This is a genomic window from Micromonospora sp. HM134 (assembly GCF_007833915.1).
GTDB lineage: Bacteria > Actinomycetota > Actinomycetes > Mycobacteriales > Micromonosporaceae > Micromonospora > Micromonospora wenchangensis.
On sequence record NZ_CP041061.1, the window covers coordinates 4,969,186 to 4,990,149 of the forward strand.

Below are 20,964 nucleotides of genomic sequence, written 5' to 3' on the forward strand. Positions count from 1 at the left end.
GAACCTGTTGACATCAGTTACGACGCTGCGACATGCTGACGCCCCCCACCCGATCGTATAGGAAACGTGACGGGCGACCGTCATTCTGCACCGTCTCCGTAACGCCTGCCATCGCTCCGCTCGATCATCTGGAGCTCCCATGAGCATGCTCGACGCCCTGCCCGGTTCGTCACCGGGTCACCGACGGGCCGACGTACCCCCGGCGGCCTGACGACGAACCGGCACGTCGCGGCGCGTCCGTGACGCCGGCCCACGGGTCGGCCCCCGCGGCGGCCCGGCACCACGCCTGAACGACGAAGCACCTGCCCGGCGAGGCACCTAGCGAGGCTCTCGACGTCCCCACCACCCCAGAAAGCAGGTACCACGATGCGGCATCCGAAGCGAATTGGTCGAACATCGGTCTCCCGGCGCAAGGTTCAGCTGGCGACGGCGGCCCTGCTGCTGGTGGCCACGACCCTGGTGGCGTGCGGCGACGGCCAGGACGACGGCACGAAGGCGAGCGCCCCGAAGGCGCCTGCGACGGTCCCCGAGCTCAGCAAGGACCCGCTGACCCTCAGCTTCATCTGGTTCGACTGGCCCCCGGCCCACGCCCTGGAGGACTTCGCGAACGCGGAGTACAAGAAGGAACGGCCGAACGCGACCATCAAGGTCAACACCGTGCCGAACGCGAACTGGCACGACGCGATGTTCACCCAGTTCGCCGCGCGCAAGACCGACTTCGACATCGCGATCCTGGACTCGCAGCACATCGGTGAGGCCGTGACGAACGGCAACATCCTCGACCTCACCGACTTCGTCAAGAAGAACATCGAGGTCGACGCCTACAACCCGTACCTGCTGGCGGCGTACGGCCAGTTCCCGCAGGCCGAAACCGGCAAGCGCGACGAGAACGCCAGCCTGTACGGGCTGCCGCTGCTCGGCGACACCTGGACGATGATCTACCGCAAGGACCTGATCGGCGACAAGCCCCCGCAGACCTGGGACGAGATGATCTCGGTCGCCGCGAAGTGCCAGGCGGAAAACCCGGGCGTCAGCGGGCTGGCGTTCCACCAGGCCAACGGCTCCGACGCGGCAGCCGTCACCTACAACACGGTCAACGGCGTCTACGGCGGCAACCTCTGGGACGCCAAGAGCCGCAAGATCGATGGCGTCCTCAACGACACCGCCGGCCACGAGGCGATGGACGTCCTGGTCAACAAGATGAAGCCGCTGACCGCCAAGGGCTCCGGCAACTGGTTCATCGACGAGGTGAACGCGGCGGTCGCCCAGGGCAAGGCGTGCATCGCGTTCAACTGGATCGCCGCCAGCGGCGGCCTGCTCGATCCGAAGCAGTCGACGCTGGGCACCACCCGGGAGCAGATCCTCGACAAGCTGGGGTTCGCCACCCTGCCGACCCAGAAGACGAACCTGGTCCCGCTCGGCGGGATGGGGATGCACGTGTCGGCCTACTCCCCCTCGGCGAACCAGGCGGAGGCCCTGAACTTCATGCGGTGGTTCGAGCGGGCCGACGTGCAGAAGAAGTGGGCCGCGGCCGGTGGCGTGCCGTCGCGTACCGACGCCCTGCAGTCACCCGAGTTCCTCAACGCCGGGCCGTTCAACCAGGTCTACGCCGACTCGGTGCCCCGGATGCGGGACATGTGGAACGTGCCCGAGTACGCGCGTCTGGTCGACATCGAGAACACGAACGTCAACGCGGCGCTCAACGGCGCGAAGAGCCCGAAGGCCGCGCTCGACGACATCGCCCGCGAGCAGCAGGGCGTACTCGACTCCAGCAACCGCAAGGGCGGCGGCGGGCTGTGAGCGAGCTGACGACCGACCGTCCCGGGCAGGTGGCGTCCGCGACGCCACCTGCACCGGGCCGGTCCCGCCCCCGGCTGGGCGACCGCGGCCTCGCCGTGGTCTTCATCTCCCCCGCGCTGCTGCTGTTGCTCGGCATGTCGGTGTTCCCGCTGCTGTGGGCGTTGTACCTGTCGTTCACCGACTACTCGGCCACCCGAGGGGGACCCGCCCGGTTCGTCGGGTTCGGCAACTACACCGCGATCCTGACGTCGGCGCAGGTCCACCAGCGGGCCCTGACCACGTTGATCTACGTGGTCGGCGCGGTCACCCTGCAGACCGTGCTCGGCTTCTCCATCGCCTACCTGATCTCCCGGCGCACCCACGGGCGGGGGCTGCTGACCACCCTGTTCCTGGTGCCGATGATGCTGTCGCCGGTCGTGGTGGGGCTGTTCTGGCGGTTCATGCTCGACGCGCAGTTCGGCGTGATCAACAGCATGCTCGGGTCGCTCGGCCTGGGGCAGGTGGAGTGGCTCACCCGGCAGCGGACCGCACTGGTGTCCCTGATCGTCGTCGACACCTGGCAGTGGACGCCGTTCATCATGCTCATCGCCCTCGCCGGCCTCACCGCGGTCCCGAAGTACCTGTACGAGGCCGCCTCGATCGACCGGGCGTCCGAGTGGTTCCGGTTCCGCACCATCACCCTTCCGCTGGTGTGGCCGCTGCTGCTCATCGCCGTGCTGTTCCGGGCCATCGAGGCGTTCCGGCTGTTCGACCTCGTCTACATCCTCACCAGCGGAGGTCCGGGGGTCTCCACCGAGACGTTGTCGTTCCACGTCTACAAGGTGGCGTTCCTGGGCTTCAACACCGGCACCGCCTCGGCGTACGGGATCCTCATGGTCCTCGTCGTCATCGTCCTCACGCAGCTCTACCTGCGCTACCTGAACAAACTCAAGGAGGGCTGATGGCCGTCTCCGTCGACGAGGCCGTGTCCGCAGGCCCGACCCCGGACCACCCGTCCCCCGCACGCCGCGTGCGCCGCCGGGGCCGCGGCCGGTCGGTGCTGGAGGTCGTGCTGCTGACCGCGCTGGCCGTCGTGATGCTCTTCCCGGTGCTGTGGATGATCGAGACGTCCATCAAGGAGAACCGGGACGTCTACGCCGTGCCGGCCGAGTTCTTCGGCTTCACGGTCACCCTCGACCACTTCCGGGACGTCTTCGTCGGCGCCGACGGCGGCCGATCGGCCCTGTCCGTGGCGTTCCTCAACTCCGTGGTCGTCGCCGGCGTGTCCACGGTGCTGGCCACCGTGCTGGGGGTGCCGGCGGCCTGGGCGTACTCCCGCTTCACCCTGAAGGCCAAGAAGGACCAACTGTTCTTCGTCCTGTCCACCCGCTTCATGCCGCCCGTGGTGGTCGTGGTGCCGATCTTCCTCATGTACCGCCAGGCCGGACTCATCGACACCAAGCTCGGCCTGATCCTCATCTACGCCGCGTTCAACGTCCCGTTCACGATCTGGATGATGAAGGGGTTCGTCGACGAGGTGCCCGCCGAGTACGAGGACGCCGCCATGCTCGACGGCTACAGCCGCCTCCAGGCGTTCTGGAAGTTCACCCTGCCCCTGCTCGTGCCCGGCATCGCCGCGACGGCGGTGTTCGCGCTCATCTTCTCGTGGAACGAGTTCGTGTTCGCCATCTTCCTCACCTCCAGCGACGACGTGCGCACCGCCCCACCGGCCATCGCCGGCCTGATCGGCGGCACCACCGTCGACTGGGGGCTGGTGGCCGCCGCCTCGGTGGTGTTCGCCCTGCCGGTGCTCGTCTTCGCCTACCTGGTACGCCGGCACCTCGTCGCCGGTGTGACCCTCGGGGCGGTGCGACGCTGATGGCGGGCATCGAGGTGAGCGCCCTGCACAAGCGCTACCCGGACGGCACGGTCGCGGTCGAGCACGTGGACCTGTCCATCGGCGACGGCGAACTGTTCGTGATGCTCGGCCCGTCGGGGTGCGGCAAGACGACCACGCTGCGGGCCATCGCCGGCCTGGAGCGGCAGACCAGCGGCGACATCCGCATCGGCGACACGCTGGTCAACGACCTGCCGCCGGCCGAACGCGACATCGCCATGGTGTTCCAGTTCTACGCGCTGTACCCGCACCTGCGCACCCGCGACAACCTGGCGTTCCCGCTGCGGGCCGAGGGACTGCCCAGGCACGAGGTGCGGGAGCGGGTCGAGGAGGCGGCCCGGCTGATGCGGCTCGGTCCGCTGCTGGACCGGCGGCCACGTCAGCTCTCCGGCGGGGAGCAGCAGCGGGTCGCGCTCGCCCGCGCCCTGGTGCGACGGCCGCGCGCCTTCCTGATGGACGAGCCCCTCACCAACCTGGACGCGGAGTTGCGGGCGGACATGCGCACCGAGATCAAGCACCTGCAGGGGGAACTGGGGGCGACGATGGTCTACGTCACCCACGACCAGGTCGAGGCGATGTCGCTCGGTCACCGCATCGCCATCCTCAACAAGGGGCGCGTCGAGCAGATCGGCACCCCGCTCGAGGTGTACGACCGTCCGGCGAGTCTGTTCTGCGCGGCGTTCATCGGCTCCCCGCCGATGAACCTCATCGAGGTGGAGGTGGCCGACGGGGCGCTGCGCGGTCAGGGCGGGCTGGTCCTCACGCCACCGCCGGGCCTGCCCCGCGACCGCCCCCTGGTGGCGGGCGTACGACCGGAGGCGCTGGAGGTCACCGCGCCGGGCGCGGAACGGTCGGTGCCGGCCCGCGTGGTCTCGGCGGAGTGGCTGGGCGACGAGATCATCTACGTGGTCGACCACAGCGGCGGACGCGACGTGCGGGTCCGGATGCCACCGACCGTACGGTTCGCCGCCGACGCGAAGGTCGGGCTGCGGCACACCGGCGGGACCCCGGCGGTCTACGACGTGCGCACGGAAGAACTGGTGGCCTGATGGGAACCGTTGCGGTCAAGGGGCTGTGCAAGTCCTTCGGTAAGGTCCGGGCGCTGGACGGGGTGACGCTGGACGTGCCGGACGGCGCGTTCTTCGTCGTGCTCGGGCCCTCCGGGGCGGGCAAGACGACGACCCTGCGGGCGATCGCCGGCCTGGACAAGCTCGACGCCGGGTCGGTACACCTGGACGGCCGGGACGCGACCGCCGACGCCCCGGCCGTCCGGGACCTCGCCATGGTGTTCCAGAACTACGCCCTCTACCCCCGGCACACGGCGTACGAGAACATCGCCTCGCCGCTGCGGGCGCGTGGCCGCCCGTCGGGCGAGATCGCCGCCGCCGTCGAGCGGATGTCGGCTCTGCTGCACATCGAACGGCTGCTGCACCGCCGTCCCGCGCAGTTGTCGGGCGGTGAGATGCAGCGGGTCGCCCTGGCCCGGGCGCTGGTCCGCAGCCCCCGCGCGTTTCTCATGGACGAGCCGTTGACGAACCTCGACCTCAAGCTCCGCGTCGAGATGCGCACCGAACTGACCCGCATCCACCGCAGCCTCGGCGCGACCTTCGTCTACGTGACCAACGACCAGGTCGAGGCGTTGTCCATGGCCGATCAGGTGGCGGTGCTCAGGGAGGGGACGGTGCAACAGGTCGGCACCCCGACCGAGGTGTACGAGCGGCCGGCCAACCAGTGGGTCGCCGGGTTCGTCGGGAGCCCACCGATCAGCCTGCTCGCCTGCCACGCCGAGGGGGACCGCCTGGTCGGCGCGGCGGGCTGGACGCTGCCCCGGCCCCGCTGGGCCACGGCCGCCGACGGTCAGGCGCTGCTGCTGGGCCTGCGCGCGGAGGACCTGTCCGTGGAGCAGCGTGGGGACGCGTCGCTGCCCGGGGAGCTCTACGGGCTCGAACCCCTCGGTGACCGGACGGTGGTCGACGTGCGGGTGGGCACGGACATCCTGAAGGTCAAGGCGCGACCCACCGTCACCGGCACACCGGGCGAGCGGCTGCGGGTGACGGTCGACCTGGACCGCGCGCACCTGTTCGACGCGGACACCGGGCTGTCGCTGTCGGCGGCCGGGCGGTAGCCGGGGCGGCGACGGCAGCGGCCTGCACCGCTACCCGCAGGTGACCTGTCGGTCGCGGCACGCCGGACATCACCACGAAGATCACAGGAGGCGACGCAATGAGTGACCCGATGGACGTCCTGGCCCCCGAGCACCGGCGGCTGCGGATCGGCGACTCCTGGCGGGATGCCGCGAGCGGCGCCACCTTCGCCGTCGAGGACCCCGCCACCGGTACGACCGTCGCCGAAGTGGCGGACGCCGGCGTCGTCGACGGGCTGGCCGCCCTGGAAGCGGCGAGCAGGGCGATGGCGCAGTGGGCGGCGACCCCGCCACGGAAACGGTCGGAGCTGTTGACCGCGACGTACCGGGCGCTGACCGGACGGACCGAGGAGGTCGCCCGGCTGATCACGCTCGAAATGGGCAAGCCGCTCGCCGAGGCGCGGGCGGAGGTGGCCTACGGTGCCGAGTTCTTCCGGTGGTTCGCCGAGGAGGCGGTACGCGTCGAGGGGCGCTACAGCACCGCTCCCGCAGGCGGATACCGCATCCTCACCGTGCCGAAGCCGGTCGGACCGTGCGTGTTCGTGACGCCCTGGAACTTCCCGTTGGCCATGGGCGCCCGCAAGATCGCCCCCGCGTTGGCGGCGGGCTGCACGACGGTCACCAAACCGGCCGCCCAGACGCCGCTGACCATGCTGCTGCTGGCCCGCATCATGGAGGAGGTCGGTGTCCCCGCGGGTGTGGTCAACGTGGTGACCACCAAACGTGCCGGTGAGGTGGTCTCGGCGCTGCTGGCCGACACCCGGACCCGCAAGGTGTCGTTCACCGGGTCGACCGAGGTCGGGCGGGTGCTGCTGCGCCAGGCGGCGGACAACGTGCTGCGTACCTCGATGGAGCTGGGCGGCAACGCGGCCCTGATCGTGTGTGCCGACGCCGACCTGGACGTCGCGCTGCACGGTGCGATGGTGGCCAAGATGCGCAACATCGGGGAGTCCTGCATCGCGGCCAACCGGATCTACGTCGAGGAGCCGGTGCGGGAGGAGTTCACGAAGCGGTTCGCCGAGCGGATGGGCGCGCTGGTCGTGGGCAACGGCCTCGACGACGGCGTGGACGTCGGGGCGTTGATCGACGAACCCTCGGTCGCCAAGCTCGACGACCTCGTCGCCGACGCGGTCGGTCGGGGGGCCCGGGTCCTGGTGGGTGGCGTGCGCCCGGACGGGCCGGGTCACTTCTACCCGCCGACGGTCCTGGTCGACGTACCCGACGACGCACGGATGCTGCGGGAGGAGATCTTCGGCCCGGTGGCGCCGGTCATCTCGTTCACCTCCGACGACGAGGTGATCGCGAAGGCCAACGACACCGAGCACGGCCTGGTCGGCTACGTCTTCACCCGTGACCTGCAACGGGCGCTGCGGTTCACCGAAGGGCTCGAAACCGGGATGATCGGCGTCAACCGTGGCCTGATCTCGGACCCGTCGGCCCCGTTCGGGGGCGTGAAGCAGTCCGGCATCGGCAAGGAGGGGTCGCACGAGGGCATCGGCGAATACCTCGACGTCACCTACGCGGCGATCGACCTGCCGTGACCGTCCTGCCGCCCCCGACGCCCGCCGGGGAGCACCGCGCCGCACGGGTGGTCGGGACGTCCGACCAGCACATCGCCGCCGACGTTCCGGAGAGGCACCGCCATGCTTGAGACCGTCCGTGGACCTCGCCAGCTGATCGTCGGCGAAGGGGTCGCGCAGAACATCCCCCGGGTGGTGGCCGAGAACGGCTCACGGGTCCTCGTCGTGACCGACCGGACCCTGCTGGGGCAGCCGGGCGTGGCCGGGATCGTGGCCGCCGTGCGGGAGAAGGTCGAGGTGGTCGAGGTGTTCTCCGACGCGACCGCCGACGTGCCCCTCGCCGACGTCGACCGGGCCGTCTCGGCCGCCGCCGCGGTGGACGCCGACGTGATCCTCGCCGTCGGGGGTGGCACGGTGATCGACCTCGCCAAGATCGTCGGCGTCATCCGGTGCCACGGGGGGACGCCGCGCGACTTCTACGGCGAGTCGCGGGTGCCGGGGCCGACGATTCCGCTCGTCGCGGTCCCGACGACCTCGGGCACCGGCTCCGAACTGACCCCCGTCTCGGTGCTGACCGATCCGGACCGTGCGCTGAAGGTGGGGGTGTCCAGCGTCCACATCGTGCCGGACTTCGCGATCGTCGACCCCGAACTGACCTACACCTGCCCGGCGACCGTCACCGCCCACTCCGGCATCGACGCGTTCTGTCACGCGGTGGAGAGTTACACCGCGCGACCCCGGCCCCACGGGCCGCGCGACCCGGTGGAGCAGGTGTTCCTCGGCCGTAACCCGGTCACCGACCACTACGCGCTCCTGGCCGCGGAGCGGATCGCCCGGAGCCTGCGTCGGGCCGTCCGGGACGGCGGCGACACCGACGCGCGCGCGGACATGTCCTACGGGTCGGTGCTCGCCGGGCTCGCCTTCTCCCATGCGGGCAACGCGGCCCCGCACGCTCTGCAGTACCCCATCGGCGCGGCCACGCACACGCCGCACGGCCTGGGCGTCGGGCTGCTGCTGCCGTACGCGTTGGACGCGGCCCGGGACGCCATCGGTGACCGGTTGGCGACCCTCGCCGGGGTGTGCGGGCTCGACGTGACCGACGCCTCGCCGGCCGAGGCCACCGAGGTGTTCCTCACCTGGCTCCACGGGCTCCTCGCCGACATCGGTATCCCGCGCACCCTCGCGGACATCGGGGTGGCCCGCGCCGACCTTCCCCGCTTCGCGGAGATGGCCTCCGGCGTCACCCGCCTGATCCAGAACCATCCTGGGCCGACCGACACCGCCAGCCTGACCGCGATCCTCGAAGCGGCCTGGACCGGGGACCGGACCTGACGGGCCCGGCCGTCGTGCGCCGGGTTCGGGGTCGACGCACGGCGGCCGGGCCCGTCGGGTCCTACTCCTCAGGTTCCCAGGCGATCAACTGGTCGAAGACGCGCCGGTCGCCGTCGATCCGCAGCGCGTCCATGGTCAGCCGGCCGTAGCAGAACATGACCAGCTCGTGGGCGGTGCCCCAGGCGGCGACGTAGGCAACCGCCGGGTCCTCGACGGCGGCCGGCGTGGGGAGGCGGGCGGTCCGGGCACCGTCGGCGGAGAACCAGATCCGCCAGGAGCGGCCCTCGGCGGCGTGGTAGTCGACGATCGCGGGGGCGTGCGGCCACGCGACCGTCGTCGCGACGCAGGTGGTCAGGAACTCGTCGACACCGTCGAGGGCCACCGCGTCCGGCAGCGGCTGCGGGCCACCCACCGCGACCTGGGCGTCGTAGGTGTGCACGGCGACCTGCTGGAGCTGGTGCCGGGCGACGGCACCCGTCGTCTGTGGTGCCTGCGACGAGCCCCACCACGTCCAGCAACCCCGCTCCGGGCCGGCCTCCCGCAGCGCGTCGAGCAGCTCCCCCGTCGACGCGGTGAACCACGCCAGCAGGTCCTCGCGGTCACGGGGCGCCACCGGGGTCGGCGTCGCCGGCGGAGCGTCGGCGGGTCCCGCGGCCACGATGGCGGCCCACCTGCGGCGTCCCTCGCCCAGGTGCCGCACGAGGTCGAGCAGTGTCCACTCGGGACAGGTCGGCACCCGCACGTCGAGGCTCGGCGCTGCGGCGACCGCCGCCCGGAAGGCGTCCGATCGTTCGTCCATCAGCCGTAACAGGTCAGCGAACTCCAGGGTTTCTTCCACTGCGGCTTTGTACTACCCCCGTCCGACGGGCGACAGCGGATTTCCCCGCCCCGGCACCGGGCGGGCGTGGCGCGAAAACCCGTTGCCCGGCGGCCGACGGGGTGACCATGCTGACACGCATGGGTCAGTGACCGGTGGCGCACGTGCGCGACGACGACGGGTTCGAGTCATCTCCCCGTCCCGTACCGCCATGCCACCCGAAGCCCGCACCGGCGACCGGTGCGGGCTTCCTTCACGCGACGTGACCTGCGACGTCGCCTCAGCCGGCAGGCTCCCCGCCGCGACGCCGGCTACCCGTCACCGGACCCGGGACGGCCACGGCACGCCGTCGCGCTGCCGGGTGTCTCCCGCCGAGACCCTGGAATCGCCGAAGCCATGAACAGTTCCCGCCATGTCCGCGTGCCGGTTGACGGCCGTGAGGCCGACATCGACCGTAAAGCGCTGTGGGTTGTCAGCGAGCGCGCCCTGCCCACCATCGTCAGACCCTGTGTGTCGTGCCGGTCCACGCGGCACCGTCCCACCGGCAAGATCCGGGTCAACGCGAACCACAAGCTGTTGGACGTGTGGCTGCTGATCTGCTGTGTGCTGTGCGGCCGCACCTCGAAGATCCCCGTCCACGAGCGCGTCGCCGTGCGGGCGCTGGACAACGAGCGGCTCCTGATGTTCGAGAACAACGATCCGGCCGTGGTGCGCCAGTTGGCCATGGACGCGACGCTCGCCCGCCGGGCCGCCTACCGGCTCGACTGGACCGGCACCTGGCGGCTGGACACCGACCTGCCGTTCTACGACCTCCAGCGCACGGATGCCGCGCCGCTCGAGGTCATCGTCAGGTTCGAGCTGCCGGTGCCCGTACGGGTCGGGAAGCTGCTCACCGCCGGGTTCGGTCTGAGCCGGTCCGCCCTGCGGGGCATGGTCGACTCCGGGCGCATCCGGCTGCCCCTGCCCGTCACCGCCAGGGCGCGCGAGGATTTCCGCTTCCTGGTCGTCGCTCCACCGCTGCCGGCCGAGCGGGCCTGAGTTGCCGCCCGGGTGCCATCGGGCAGCCTGACTGCAGGGCACTCGTCGGTGTAGTCGGGTCAGCCGGCCACCCGGGACAGCACGGTCTCGGCCCCGAAGGTGTCGGCTTCGGGGCCGAGTTCCGGCCGGGCGCGCCGAGCTCGTCTCCGACCGGTCCCATCCCCCGACCGGTTCGGTACGGTTCAGGCCAGGTCGACGTGCAGAAGGCGCTGCCAGCCCAGAACGGCGCTCGCGATGAGCAACAGCAGTGACACGGTGATCAGTGACCAGTGCCAGGGCCCGTTGACCCAGTAGTAGACGAGCCCGCCGAGCGCTGGGATGTTGAAGGTGAGCAGGTCGGTCGAGGCCTGGAGGATCTTGCGCAGTCGTCGACGTTGGTCGCGCCGATGCGTCCCCTCCCAGTCGAACACGGGCGCGGCCCGGGGGTGCAGGTCTTCCACGCGTGGGGCGAGCGCCGTGCGGACGTAGCGACCGATCGCGGAGATCTTCTCGTCGTTGGCAAGGTGCGTCCAGCCCAGGACCGTTGCCGCTCCCGAGAGGATGAGCAACAACGCCCCCTGGCCACCCAGGGTGGTCACCCCCACCACGATGGCAGCGTATGCAGCCAGGGTGACGTAGATGAGGTTGTCGCGCAGGCCGATGCGGGCGCGCTGTTCTTCCTTGAGCTGCCCATACTCGGCCAGGAGCAGCTCGCGCAGCGGATCAATGGACATTGTGGGCCCCCTCGTGACGGGCGCGCAGGATGGGGATCTGCACCAGCCAGGTGTCGCCGGGGCGGTAGAGCGCGGCGGGCCGCCCACCGTTGCGGGTGGTCTGTTCTCCGGTCGGCCGGACGAAGTCCGGCACGGCGAGAACCTTCCGGTGGAAGTTGCGGGCGTCCAGGGACCGCCCCCAGACGATTTCGTAGACCCGGCGGAGTTCGGACATGGTGAACTCGGGACCGCAGAAGGACGTGGCGACGGTGGTGTACTCAAGCTTGCTGCGGGCGCGTTCCACGGCGTCGGTGAGGATCTGGGCGTGGTCGAAGGCGAGCTGGCTCGGCTCCGCGAGGATCTCCTCCACCGGGTACCAGTCGGCGTGGCGCGCGTCGCCGCCCGCAGCAGGCGCTCCCGGCGTCGGTGTCAATGCCAGATAGCAGACAGTGACGACCCGCTGTCGGGGGTCCCGGTCCGGTGTGCCGTACGTGGCGAGCTGCTCAAGATGCACTCGACCGGGGTCGAGCCCGGTTTCCTCCGCCAGCTCCCGCACCGCGGCGCGGGTCAGATCCTCCTGCACGGTCGACAGAAAACCGCCTGGAAGGGCCAGGGAGCCGAGGTCCGGCTCGATGCCGCGCTCGACCAACAGGACAACGAACCGGTCCGCCAGGACGGTGAAGACCGCCAGGTCGACGGCGATCGCGATCAATGGGGCGGTCCACTGCTTGTCGTTCGGCACAACGCCCTCCTCTTTTAGTCAGCTTGACTATATCATCGACGAACAATTACGCTCGGCAGGGAAGTCCTCACCGAGGCGGCAGCTCGGCTGAGCATCTCCATGGGTCGCCCCCTCGGCCCGCACCTCGCAAATCACCCGCAACCGCAGAACCGGACCCGGTTGCATCCATTGACAGTCCAAAAAGGACGAACAGCGAGAGACGTACGAGGAGTGTCTGATGATCGTCGTACTGGTGGCGCTCGAAGTGGAGCGCAGCGAGATCAGGAAACGCCTACGGGACATACGTGTCGAGCGGCACCCCGCCGGCACCCACTTCGACGTGGGCACCCTCGCCGGGACCGGCGACGGGCCAGGCCGCCAGGTCGCGCTGGCGCTCGTCGGACGCGGTAACCCCGCCGCCGGGGTCATCGCCGAGCGCGCCATCAGCCACTACCGGCCGAGCGCGATGCTCTTCGTCGGGGTGGCCGGCGGACTGCGCGACTGGCTCGCCCTCGGCGACGTCGTGGTCGCCACGAAGGTGTACGCCTACCAGGGCGGGCGCAGCGAGGACAGCGGATTCCGGGCGTACCCGCAGGCCTGGCCGATCGCGTACGAACTGGAGCAGGTCGCCCGCCACCTCGCCCTCGACGGAGGCTGGGCGAGCGGCCTGCACCCGGCACCGAAGGTCCACTTCGAACCTATCGCCGCAGGCGAGGTGGTGCTGAACGGGCGCACCACGCCGGAGGCGCAGCGCCTGCACGAGCACTACGCCGACGCCGTGGCGGTGGAGATGGAGAGCGCCGGCGCAGCGCACGCCGGACACGTCAACCACGCGGTGCCGACGGCCACCATCCGTGGCATCAGTGACCAGGCCGGCGGCCGCAAGGACCAGACCGACGCCGAGGGATGGCAGCCCAGGGCCGCGGCACACGCGGCGGCGTTCGCGCTGGCGTTGGCCGCCCGGCTCGACCACGGCGACGCCGGCACGCCGACCGCCCCGGACGACAGCCGCTACACGGTGCACACGTCGGGGGCGCAGTCCCCGGTGATCGGCACCGGCGGCACCATCCACGGCGGCGTGCGCCTCGACTACCGGGGGGAGCAGGGAGATGGCTGAGGTTCCCCGTCAGCACGTACACACCTCCGGGGCCAACTCGCCGATATTCGCGACCGGCGGCACCATCCACGGTGGCGTGCACACGTACTACGTCGGGCCGAACGACCCACCCGAGAAGAAGTACGAGGTGGCGGTCCGCCTGCTCGATGGCGGCATGTCCCGAGCCGCGGAGCAGTTGCTGGCCGAGGTGCTCGCCACCTCGTACGGTCACCGGCCGGGGGTGTGCTACCACTACCTCGTCGCCACGCTCAGCGACCGGACCCTGAGCGCTCTCGACGATCGGCACCTGCAGGCGTTGGGCAACGCCCGACGGCTGGTCGCCAAGGGCGGCGCCCCGGGCCAGGAGAGCGCCAAGGACTTTCTCGACCGCAAGCGGCTGGGCAGCCTGGTGGCCCTCATCGACTTCGCGATGGGCATCAGCGACCGTGCGACGGACGTCGGCGTCAGGGCAACCTCGGGGACCAACCTCGAGGAGATGGCAGCGGCGTACGGGAACCTTCCCGAGGAGCACCAACGGCACCTCGACGGCCTGCTCGCCGGCCCCTTCAAGGACGAGGTGTTCCGTCGGAACGCCGACCGGGTCCGGGAACAACGCTCCGGCGACATCCTCGACCGTCGGCAGCGCGTCTGGAAGTTCTTCGAACCCGACCCCGCTGAGCCCAGGGAACTCGGCGGGGCGCAGGTGCCGCCGTCACGGAGCCTGACCCTGACCCGTTGGGCCGGGCTGGCGCTGGGGGTGGTCGGGACGGTCGGCGTCGCGGTGCAACTCGGCCTGGTCGGCGCGTTCACCACGCTGGCGATCACGCTCGTCCTCGCCGGGATCGGTGTGCCCCTCGCCGGCTACGCGCGGTGGCAGCGGCAGCACCGCCGCACCCTGCTCGCGTTCTACGCTGATCGATTCCACGGTGGCCACGGCCTGGGTGTGACCGTCGATCCGGAGGCGATGGACGCTGCGACCCGCACGGTCGAGGCGGTCTTCGCGAGTCTCGCACCGGGACAGCAGACGAGCTGGGAACCGATGACCCTCGGGCTGCGCCAGTCCCTCGCCCGCGAATTCGCGCTGCTCTACGACGAGTCGGAGCTGCGCAACGGGCACCTGCTGTGGCTCGCCCGCTGGCATGCCCGGCAGACCCGCGACGTTTGGAGCACCCGCCGGCTACTCACCTACGAGGACACGTACCGCGAGCGGCCACTGCTGAGGCGGGCCGAACAGTTCGCGGTTGCCCTGCTGGCGGTCGCGGCGCTGCTGGTGCTCGCCCGGTTGCTGCCCGACGGCAGCACGGAGTCGGGGCTTCCGCTGCTCGTCGCCGCAGGCGGCATCGCCCTGCTCTGGTACTCCCAGCCGAGGTTGTGGACGCGACAGTCGACCTACCGGATCGTGTCCCGGGAGCGGGCCGAGCGGTATGAGGCCGAGCAGGCCGAGTGGCAGCGGTGGAGTGCGGTCCTGAGTGACCGTCCCACCGACCAGGAGATGGCGACGTGGCTGGCCCAGGATGTCTTCGTGTTCAAGGCGGACATGCTCCGTGAACGGGGAATCCCCGCCTCGGAGGTGGCGTACGCCCTTGAGCTGACCACCGGCGCGGCGGGGGCGAGCAGTGCCCGGGTCATCTACGGGCCGATCCGCTACTCGCGCTACGTGCTGACGCTGTTCCTGCTGACCGCGACGGGTATCCGCTACTTCTGCTCCGAACTGGACTTCACCAACGGCGAGCTGCACGGATCGAGCCGTCGCTCGATTCCCTACGGCGGGCTGCGTGAGGTTGAGGTCACCGAGCAGAGCATCCGCCGCCCGGCGTCCCCGATCGCGCAACCGCAGATCACCTCCGGAGGTGTCTCCGTGTTCACCGGTCCCTCCATGGAAGTGCACATCCAACAGCGGCACTTCGTCGTCCGCACCGACACTCTCGGCACCATCAGTCTCGAACTGGGCGACTTCGTGCAGATGCGGGACGGTAGGGAACCGGAGGGGCTGGTCGCCCGGCTGGCCCTCGACAGCACCGGCGTCAACGACGCACTCGACGTCCTCGAAACGGTGGTGGTGGACGGCGCCGCCTGGCTGACCAAGGAGTTGAACCGCCGCCGCGGCGGCGGCCTGTGGGGCCGGGAGCCGGGGGGCATCGAAGCCGGCCAGGAGCGCATCACCGATGCGAACAGCCTCGGGCACGACACCGGCCCGGGGGGTACGCGGTGAGCCGCACGGCGATCGCGGCCGTGATCGCCGTCGTGCTGATCTGCCTGGGTGGCTGCTGCCTCGGCGGGGGCGTCGTCCTCGGCAGTTCCATGCCCTACGAGTGGCAACTGCCCGACGGTGACAATCCGGCCTCGGACAAGAAGCTCGGGATCATGGGGCACGTCGCCTACCAGCCTCCGTTGCTGCCGGTGCAGTTCGTGCTCAACTCGGACGGCAGCGTGGAGGTGCAGACCGACGACGTGTCCATCGTGACTCCGCTGGGGGTGTTCGGGGTCGGTGCCGACGGTGGTGTCCGCGACGCCGGTTCGTCGGTGCGCATCCTGCGGGCGGAGCCCGCCGACGTCACCCAGTTGCTGGTGTGCCCGATCGCGGCCCGCGAGAAGCCCGACGCCACGTGCGAGACCTTCCGGATCAACAGCGGCCGCAAGCTGCGGATCACCATGGACGGCCGCTTCGTGCAGGAGGTGGAGCGCAACCGCATCGTCATCTTCGTCGCGGCCGGTGCGAAGATCGACGTCGCGGACGCGGGTGCGACGTCGAAGAACACCGAGGTGTACGGCCCGGCCCGCATCGACGTCGAGAAGGTGACCTTCACCGTGAACGGTGAACACACCTACCTGGACCTGGAGCGCAGCCAGTCCGGCACGACCGCGGACGTCGCCTTCGACCACGTCACCCACAGACTGGAACTGGTGAACGGGGCACAGGTCTCCCGGGTGCTCCGGCCGCAGATCTTCGACTCGGTGACCACCGACGATCTTCCGAGCGAGGCGGACTGCCTTGCTCAGCGGGAGTGGAGTGACGAGTTTCCGCCGCTCACCGTCGCGCAGCGGATGGTGCGCCTGGGTCGGGGGGTGGACAACCCGGTGGCGGCACCGCTCGCGGCCTGCGTCAAGACCGCCGAGGCTGATCTCGGCTACGTCGTCATCTGGCCGGGCAGCGAGTGGTTCACCGGAAAGCCGAAGTTGACCTTCTACAGTCTCGTCTGGGTGCGGTGACCCGTGGTCGCCGCGTCTCACCGCCAACACCCTGACGCCCGCGTCACTCATTCTGCGTCGCCGGGTTTTCGGGTCCTGTCGGCGTTCCGAACTGGTTTTCGCCGGCACCTTTCCAGGTCGATGCGGATGGTCGGGTCAGCGCTTCACCGCCAGCGTGAGGCCGTCGGCGAAGGACAGCATCGCCAGGTCGACCCGGTCGTCGGCGAGCAGCGAGACGTTCAGCTTCCGGATGGTGACGGTGTCCCGGTCCTGGTGTTCCTCGTCGAGCACCCGGCCGAAGAACACCGTGTTGTCGAGGACGACCAGCCCGCCCCGGCGGACGAGTCGCAACGCGGCCTCGTAGTAGTCCGGATAGCCCGCCTTGTCGGCGTCGATGAACACCAGGTCCACCGCGCCCGGTCCGAGTTCGCGCTCCAGGTCGGCCAGGACCTCCCGCGCTGCACCGATGCGTACGTCGATGCGGTCGGCCATCCCGGCACGATCCCAGTACGGTGCGGCGATCATCGGCCACCGCTCGGAGATGTCCACCGTGATCAGCCGGCCACCGGGTGGGAGGGCCCGGGCCATGCACAGGGTGCTGTAGCCGGTGAAGGTCCCGACTTCGACCACCGGAAGCGACGTCGCGGTCAGTCTGACGAGCAGGGCCAGCAGCTGGCCCTCTTCCGGCATGATCTGCATCGCCCGGCCCATCGGCAGGGCGGCGGTCTCCCGACGAAGGTCGGCGAGGATCTCGTCGTCGCGCAGCGAGACCTGCCGGACGTAGTCGAGCAGGGCCTCGGTGAACTCAGTCTGCTGTGCCATCCGCATCCCATCCGGCTCGTATCTCCAGGGCGTCACGCAGCCCGGTCCGTGAGGTGGCCCCGAGCTTGGGGTAGACCTTGTAAGGGTGTCCGCTGACGGTGCGGTCCGACAGGCGCAGCCGGACGGCGATCTGCTTGTTCGTCAGGCCCTGGGCGGCGAGCCTGGCGACGGACTTCTCCTGCGCGGTGGGCCCGGCCGGTCCTTCGGCGGGCCGGGCGGCACGTAGCTCGTTGCGGGCCCGTGCCGCCCACGGTCTGGCGCCGAGGTCGAGGTCCGTGCGCAGGCAGTAGAGGAGCTGATGCAGACCCGGGTAGGGCAGGTCGGCTTCGGCGGGTGCGCCGGTGACCCACACGACGCGGCGGCCGGCCCGGCGGGCCTGGTCGTCGGTGGCGCGCAGCAGGGCCGTCTTGCCGCTGCCGACCCCGCTGCCGACCAGCAGGGCGGGGAGGCGTGCGCGGCCGCGCAGCAGTGCGTCGAGCAGTTCTCTCTCGGCTGATCTGCCGGTCAGCTCGGGCCGGTCGTGGGGCGGTGCCCGGTGTCGCCCGTCGTCGGGTGCCGGGTCGGCGAGCAGGGCGAGCTGATGCCGGGAAAGCACCTGGTGACTCCCCACCGATCGATGGGATGGACCCTTTCCCCTCGCGGTCATCGGCGCTGGGCCACCGCCAGGACGTAACCGGCCGCGGCGACGCCGCTGCAGCGCCGGAACAGTTCGACCAGCTGGTCGAAGTACGCGGGTACGATCCTGGCGACGAAGTCGGCCCGGACCTCACGCATGCGGTCGGACAGCACCGCGAACGCCCGCATCACGTTGGCGCTGAGGTCGTCGAACTCCAGGGCCTCGGAACCCGCCCGGTCAAGTCTGTCGGGCAGGGCGGCGATGGCGCGGCACTGCGTCACGGCACAGATATTGTCGATTATCTCTTGTTCGGGGCCGCCTGCCGGGTGTCTGTCGATGATGGCGGCGATGACCAGTCGTGCGCCGGGGCGCAACACGGTGCCGATCTCCTGGAGCGCGCGGTCCTGGTCCGGCATGTGGATGAGGGATTCGATGGCGAAGGCCCCGTCGAACATACCGGGTGCAAACGGCATGTTCATGGCGTCAGCGTATCGGAAATGTACGCGGTGGGCGACGCCGAGTTGCCGCGCGCGGGCTCTGGCCGTGTCGATCTGCCCGTGGCTGACGGGGATTCCCGTCAGCACCGTCTCGTGCCGGGTGGTGGCGAGCCGCAGCGACGCGGTGCGGCATCATGTCGGTGAGCCGTCCGGAGGCCTCGGCGACGCAGGCCCGGTCCGCGTCGTCGGTCCAGCAGCCGACGTGGATGTTGCCGTCGAGCAGAGTGGTGAACAGTTCGGTCATGAGGTCGTACATGTGACCGACGTCGGTCGATACCGGCGCTGACTTCGGTTGGCCGCTGTCGCGATTGGATGTGCGGTGACATCCGATCCGACAGCTGGGGGCAAGGTGGCCGAGCCTGTCCTCGTGCGCAGGTTGACCGACCAGGAAGGTCAGAAGCTGCAGCAGATCGTGCGCCGGGGCAGCACAAGCTCGGTGCGGTACCGGCGCGTGATGATGCTCCTCGCATCGGCCGGCGGCAACCGGGTTCCGGTGATCGCCCAGCTGGTGCAGGCCGACGGGGACACCGTCCGTGACGTGTCCACAGGGTCGTTCAGATCGGCCTGGCCTGCCTGGACCCTCTCGTCGTGATCCGTCCTCCCTCCGCGTCGCTTCACGAGGGATAACTAGCCGTCGTAGCGTTGCTGAGCCTCGAGCAGGGCGTCGGTGTGGGCGCCGAACCAGCTCAGCAACGCGCACAGCGGTTCGGCCAGGCTTTCCCCGAGCGCGGTGAGGGTGTAGGTCACCTGCGGCGGCGTGGTCGGCTCGACGTGCCGATCGACCAGGCCCGAGCGGGCGAGGGACTTCAGGTTCTGTGACAGCATCTTCTGGCTGATGCCGCCGATGCGCTGGTGCAGCGCCGAGAAGCGGTGTGGGCCGGTGATCAACGCCGCGATGATCAACGTACCCCAGCGGGTGGTCACCTGATCCGCGATCGCGCGCGAGGGGCACCGGCTGTCGAAGGTGTCACCGGCGAGCAGCCGGTACGCCGACTGCAGTTCAGAACTTACCGCCATGCAAGCAGCTTACGAAAAGGTGCCTACTTACTGCCAGTGAGCAACTTCCCTAGTCTGAGCGGCATGAACGAACTGCAGGACCGCACAGCCCTCGTGACCGGCGCTGCCAAGGGCATCGGAGCCCACCTCGCCTCCGCCCTCGCGACGGCGGGCGCGTCAGTCATCGTCAACTACCGCACCGACGCCGCCGGTGCCGAACGCGTCGTCAATGACATCGTCACCGCCGGCGGACGCGCAATCGCGGTCCAGGGCGATGTCGGCCGGCGTGAAGACGTCCGAGCGCTGTTCACCACCGCCCGAGAAGCATTCGGACCCATCGACGTCCTGGTCAACAACGCGGCCATCGCCACGTTCACCCCCCTGTCCGCTGTCACTGACGAGGACTTCCACCGGCAGGTCGACACCAACTTCCTCGGCCCGGTGCTGACGATGCAGGCTTTCGCCGCTCAGGAGGACCTCGGCCGCTCAGCGTCCATTGTCAACATCTCCACGGCCGGCACATCCAGCCACCCGGCCTACAGCGCGGTGTACGTGGGTACCAAAAGCGCGCTGAACTCGATCACCCGGATCGTCGCCAAGGAGCTGGCCCCACGCGGCATCCGGGTGAACGCCGTGGCGCCGAGCGCCTCGGAGACCGACGGCACCCGGGCGGCGGGCTTCATCGGCTCACCTGCGGCCGAGGCCGCGATCGCCGAGATCCCGTTGGGTCGCTTGGGCACGCCGGAGGACTACGGCCCCGTCGTGACCTTCCTGGCCTCGGACGCCGCCCGCTGGATCACCGGGGAAGTGTTGTTCGCCAGCGGCGGTCAGCGATGACCGGCACCGGCAGCCCGAGGCGCGTCTGTTGATGCGTCCGCCACCTCACCCGGCGAACGTATGCGGCCAGAGCACCAGATGAGCGGCTGACGCCCGCGCCGGGTCGGCGCATCCTCGATCGGGGGTGCGGGGTGGGTGGTCCGGCGCTCGACCTGGCCCGCTCGTACGACGTGGAGGTCGTCGGCATCACGGTCAGCGACGGCCAGGTGGCGGAGGCCACGGCCCGGCGCAGCGTGGGTGACGGTGGCGGGTCCTGGCGTCCGCCGTGGCTCGGATGCCCGCACAGGTGGGTCCGCGCGGCCGGCGACCACCGCACACACGACTGCGGTGAGCCCTGCACCAGCCGGCGGCAGGTAAGACCGAGGGATCATTCGCGACCATACGATCCACGCTGCCCGACGACCTCGTTCACTGTCCGAGGGGGCGGTAGCGCAGGTGTACGACGCCGTTTCCGAATCGGCGCTCCTCAAGGAGCTCAAGCTCGGCGCGCATGCCGGTCGGTAGCCCTGGTTTACCCCCACCGACGACGATGGGCAGGATGAACAGCTCGCACTCGTCGAGCAGCCCGGCCTTGAATGCCTGTGCCGCGAGGTCGGCGCCTCCGACCATCAGGTCGCTGCTGGCTGTGGCCTTCAGTCCGCGGACGGCGGAGGGGTCGAAACGGCGTTCGACCCGGGTGTCGGCAGTGGGGACTTCGGTGAGGGTGGTGGAGTAGACGATTTTGCTCGCCCCCTGCCAGGCGCTGGCGAAGTCGGCCATGAGGTCCGACTTCGCCGCCAGCGCGGGGTCGGTCTCCCAGACGGCCATCGCCTCGTACAGGCGTCGCCCGTAGAGGAACGTGCCCACCGGCCGCAGGCGTTCGGTTTGGAACGCGAACACTTCGTCGTCGATGGGGAACCAGGCGAAGGTGCCGCGTTCGTCCTCCATGTAGCCGTCGAGCGAAACGTTGTTCATGTAGATCAGCTTTGCCAT

At 70.1% G+C, this 20,964-nt stretch carries 21 protein-coding genes; 13 read left to right on the top strand and 8 right to left on the bottom strand.

Features of this window, described 5'->3' with window-relative positions; genetic code table 11:
- Positions 1 to 366: 366 nt before the first annotated feature.
- The 7 genes from FJK98_RS21315 (at position 367) to FJK98_RS21345 (ending at position 8,671) form a co-directional block, all read left to right on the top strand.
- A complete protein-coding gene (locus tag FJK98_RS21315) occupies positions 367 to 1,800 on the top strand; it encodes an extracellular solute-binding protein (RefSeq protein ID WP_145920608.1) in 1,434 nt (477 codons plus the stop codon).
- Positions 1,797 to 2,741, top strand: a complete 945-nt coding sequence (locus tag FJK98_RS21320) for a carbohydrate ABC transporter permease (protein ID WP_145920609.1) — start codon at positions 1,797 to 1,799, stop codon at positions 2,739 to 2,741. Before FJK98_RS21315 ends, FJK98_RS21320 begins: the two co-directional genes overlap by 4 nt.
- A complete protein-coding gene (locus FJK98_RS21325; protein WP_145920610.1) occupies positions 2,741 to 3,658 on the top strand; it encodes a carbohydrate ABC transporter permease in 918 nt (305 codons plus the stop codon). The genes FJK98_RS21320 and FJK98_RS21325 overlap by 1 nt, the downstream gene beginning before the upstream one ends.
- On the top strand, positions 3,658 to 4,725 hold the full coding sequence (locus FJK98_RS21330; RefSeq protein ID WP_145920611.1) for an ABC transporter ATP-binding protein: 1,068 nt from the start codon (positions 3,658 to 3,660) through the stop codon (positions 4,723 to 4,725). Before FJK98_RS21325 ends, FJK98_RS21330 begins: the two co-directional genes overlap by 1 nt.
- Entirely contained in the window at positions 4,725 to 5,801 is a 1,077-nt protein-coding gene (locus FJK98_RS21335) for an ABC transporter ATP-binding protein (RefSeq protein WP_145920612.1), read from the top strand. Before FJK98_RS21330 ends, FJK98_RS21335 begins: the two co-directional genes overlap by 1 nt.
- Before the next feature lie 98 nt (positions 5,802 to 5,899).
- On the top strand, positions 5,900 to 7,360 hold the full coding sequence (locus tag FJK98_RS21340; protein ID WP_145920613.1) for an NAD-dependent succinate-semialdehyde dehydrogenase: 1,461 nt from the start codon (positions 5,900 to 5,902) through the stop codon (positions 7,358 to 7,360).
- A gap of 102 nt (positions 7,361 to 7,462) precedes the next feature.
- Complete coding sequence (locus tag FJK98_RS21345; RefSeq protein ID WP_145920614.1) at positions 7,463 to 8,671, top strand: iron-containing alcohol dehydrogenase; 1,209 nt, start codon at positions 7,463 to 7,465, stop codon at positions 8,669 to 8,671.
- 61 nt (positions 8,672 to 8,732) lie between these two features.
- On the opposite strand, the gene FJK98_RS21350 is transcribed toward FJK98_RS21345, so the two are convergent.
- Positions 8,733 to 9,509 (bottom strand): maleylpyruvate isomerase family mycothiol-dependent enzyme, encoded by a 777-nt coding sequence (locus FJK98_RS21350; protein WP_145920615.1) that lies wholly within the window; start codon positions 9,507 to 9,509, stop codon positions 8,733 to 8,735.
- Between the two features lie 375 nt (positions 9,510 to 9,884).
- On the opposite strand from FJK98_RS21350, the gene FJK98_RS21355 reads away from it, so the two are divergent.
- Complete coding sequence (locus tag FJK98_RS21355; RefSeq protein ID WP_145920616.1) at positions 9,885 to 10,526, top strand: DUF1062 domain-containing protein; 642 nt, start codon at positions 9,885 to 9,887, stop codon at positions 10,524 to 10,526.
- Positions 10,527 to 10,708: 182 nt separating this feature from the next.
- On the opposite strand, the gene FJK98_RS21360 is transcribed toward FJK98_RS21355, so the two are convergent.
- Both FJK98_RS21360 and FJK98_RS21365 read right to left on the bottom strand, forming a co-directional pair.
- Positions 10,709 to 11,239, bottom strand: coding sequence for a hypothetical protein (locus FJK98_RS21360; RefSeq protein ID WP_145920617.1), 531 nt, complete (start codon positions 11,237 to 11,239; stop codon positions 10,709 to 10,711).
- On the bottom strand, positions 11,229 to 11,960 hold the full coding sequence (locus FJK98_RS21365; RefSeq protein WP_145920618.1) for an NUDIX domain-containing protein: 732 nt from the start codon (positions 11,958 to 11,960) through the stop codon (positions 11,229 to 11,231). Before FJK98_RS21365 ends, FJK98_RS21360 begins: the two co-directional genes overlap by 11 nt.
- A 217-nt stretch (positions 11,961 to 12,177) precedes the next feature.
- On the opposite strand from FJK98_RS21365, the gene FJK98_RS21370 reads away from it, so the two are divergent.
- From FJK98_RS21370 to FJK98_RS21375, 3 genes are read left to right on the top strand one after another with little or no spacing between them, the layout of a single operon-like run.
- Positions 12,178 to 13,056 (top strand): 5'-methylthioadenosine/S-adenosylhomocysteine nucleosidase, encoded by an 879-nt coding sequence (locus tag FJK98_RS21370; protein ID WP_205789126.1) that lies wholly within the window; start codon positions 12,178 to 12,180, stop codon positions 13,054 to 13,056.
- Complete coding sequence (locus FJK98_RS33680; protein WP_205789128.1) at positions 13,049 to 15,247, top strand: hypothetical protein; 2,199 nt, start codon at positions 13,049 to 13,051, stop codon at positions 15,245 to 15,247. Before FJK98_RS21370 ends, FJK98_RS33680 begins: the two co-directional genes overlap by 8 nt.
- Positions 15,244 to 16,245 carry a hypothetical protein gene (locus FJK98_RS21375; RefSeq protein ID WP_145920619.1) on the top strand — a complete coding sequence of 334 codons (1,002 nt, stop codon included), beginning with the start codon at positions 15,244 to 15,246 and terminating at the stop codon, positions 16,243 to 16,245. The genes FJK98_RS33680 and FJK98_RS21375 overlap by 4 nt, the downstream gene beginning before the upstream one ends.
- A 135-nt stretch (positions 16,246 to 16,380) precedes the next feature.
- Here FJK98_RS21375 and FJK98_RS21380 read toward each other — a convergent pair whose 3' ends face one another.
- From FJK98_RS21380 to FJK98_RS21390, 3 genes are read right to left on the bottom strand one after another with little or no spacing between them, the layout of a single operon-like run.
- Positions 16,381 to 17,046, bottom strand: coding sequence for an O-methyltransferase (locus FJK98_RS21380; RefSeq protein ID WP_145920620.1), 666 nt, complete (start codon positions 17,044 to 17,046; stop codon positions 16,381 to 16,383).
- Positions 17,030 to 17,641, bottom strand: coding sequence for a LuxR family transcriptional regulator (locus FJK98_RS21385; RefSeq protein WP_240762221.1), 612 nt, complete (start codon positions 17,639 to 17,641; stop codon positions 17,030 to 17,032). Before FJK98_RS21385 ends, FJK98_RS21380 begins: the two co-directional genes overlap by 17 nt.
- 47 nt (positions 17,642 to 17,688) lie before the next feature.
- Positions 17,689 to 18,246 (bottom strand): methyltransferase domain-containing protein, encoded by a 558-nt coding sequence (locus FJK98_RS21390; protein WP_168222528.1) that lies wholly within the window; start codon positions 18,244 to 18,246, stop codon positions 17,689 to 17,691.
- A gap of 262 nt (positions 18,247 to 18,508) precedes the next feature.
- On the opposite strand from FJK98_RS21390, the gene FJK98_RS21395 reads away from it, so the two are divergent.
- Positions 18,509 to 18,751 carry a hypothetical protein gene (locus tag FJK98_RS21395; protein WP_240762223.1) on the top strand — a complete coding sequence of 81 codons (243 nt, stop codon included), beginning with the start codon at positions 18,509 to 18,511 and terminating at the stop codon, positions 18,749 to 18,751.
- A 35-nt stretch (positions 18,752 to 18,786) separates the two neighbouring features.
- On the opposite strand, the gene FJK98_RS21400 is transcribed toward FJK98_RS21395, so the two are convergent.
- Positions 18,787 to 19,176, bottom strand: coding sequence for a helix-turn-helix domain-containing protein (locus tag FJK98_RS21400; protein WP_145920623.1), 390 nt, complete (start codon positions 19,174 to 19,176; stop codon positions 18,787 to 18,789).
- Between the two features lie 63 nt (positions 19,177 to 19,239).
- On the opposite strand from FJK98_RS21400, the gene FJK98_RS21405 reads away from it, so the two are divergent.
- Positions 19,240 to 19,992, top strand: a complete 753-nt coding sequence (locus FJK98_RS21405) for an SDR family NAD(P)-dependent oxidoreductase (RefSeq protein ID WP_145920624.1) — start codon at positions 19,240 to 19,242, stop codon at positions 19,990 to 19,992.
- Positions 19,993 to 20,400: 408 nt separating this feature from the next.
- On the opposite strand, the gene FJK98_RS21415 is transcribed toward FJK98_RS21405, so the two are convergent.
- Positions 20,401 to 20,964 (bottom strand): dihydrofolate reductase family protein, encoded by a 564-nt coding sequence (locus FJK98_RS21415; RefSeq protein WP_145920625.1) that lies wholly within the window; start codon positions 20,962 to 20,964, stop codon positions 20,401 to 20,403.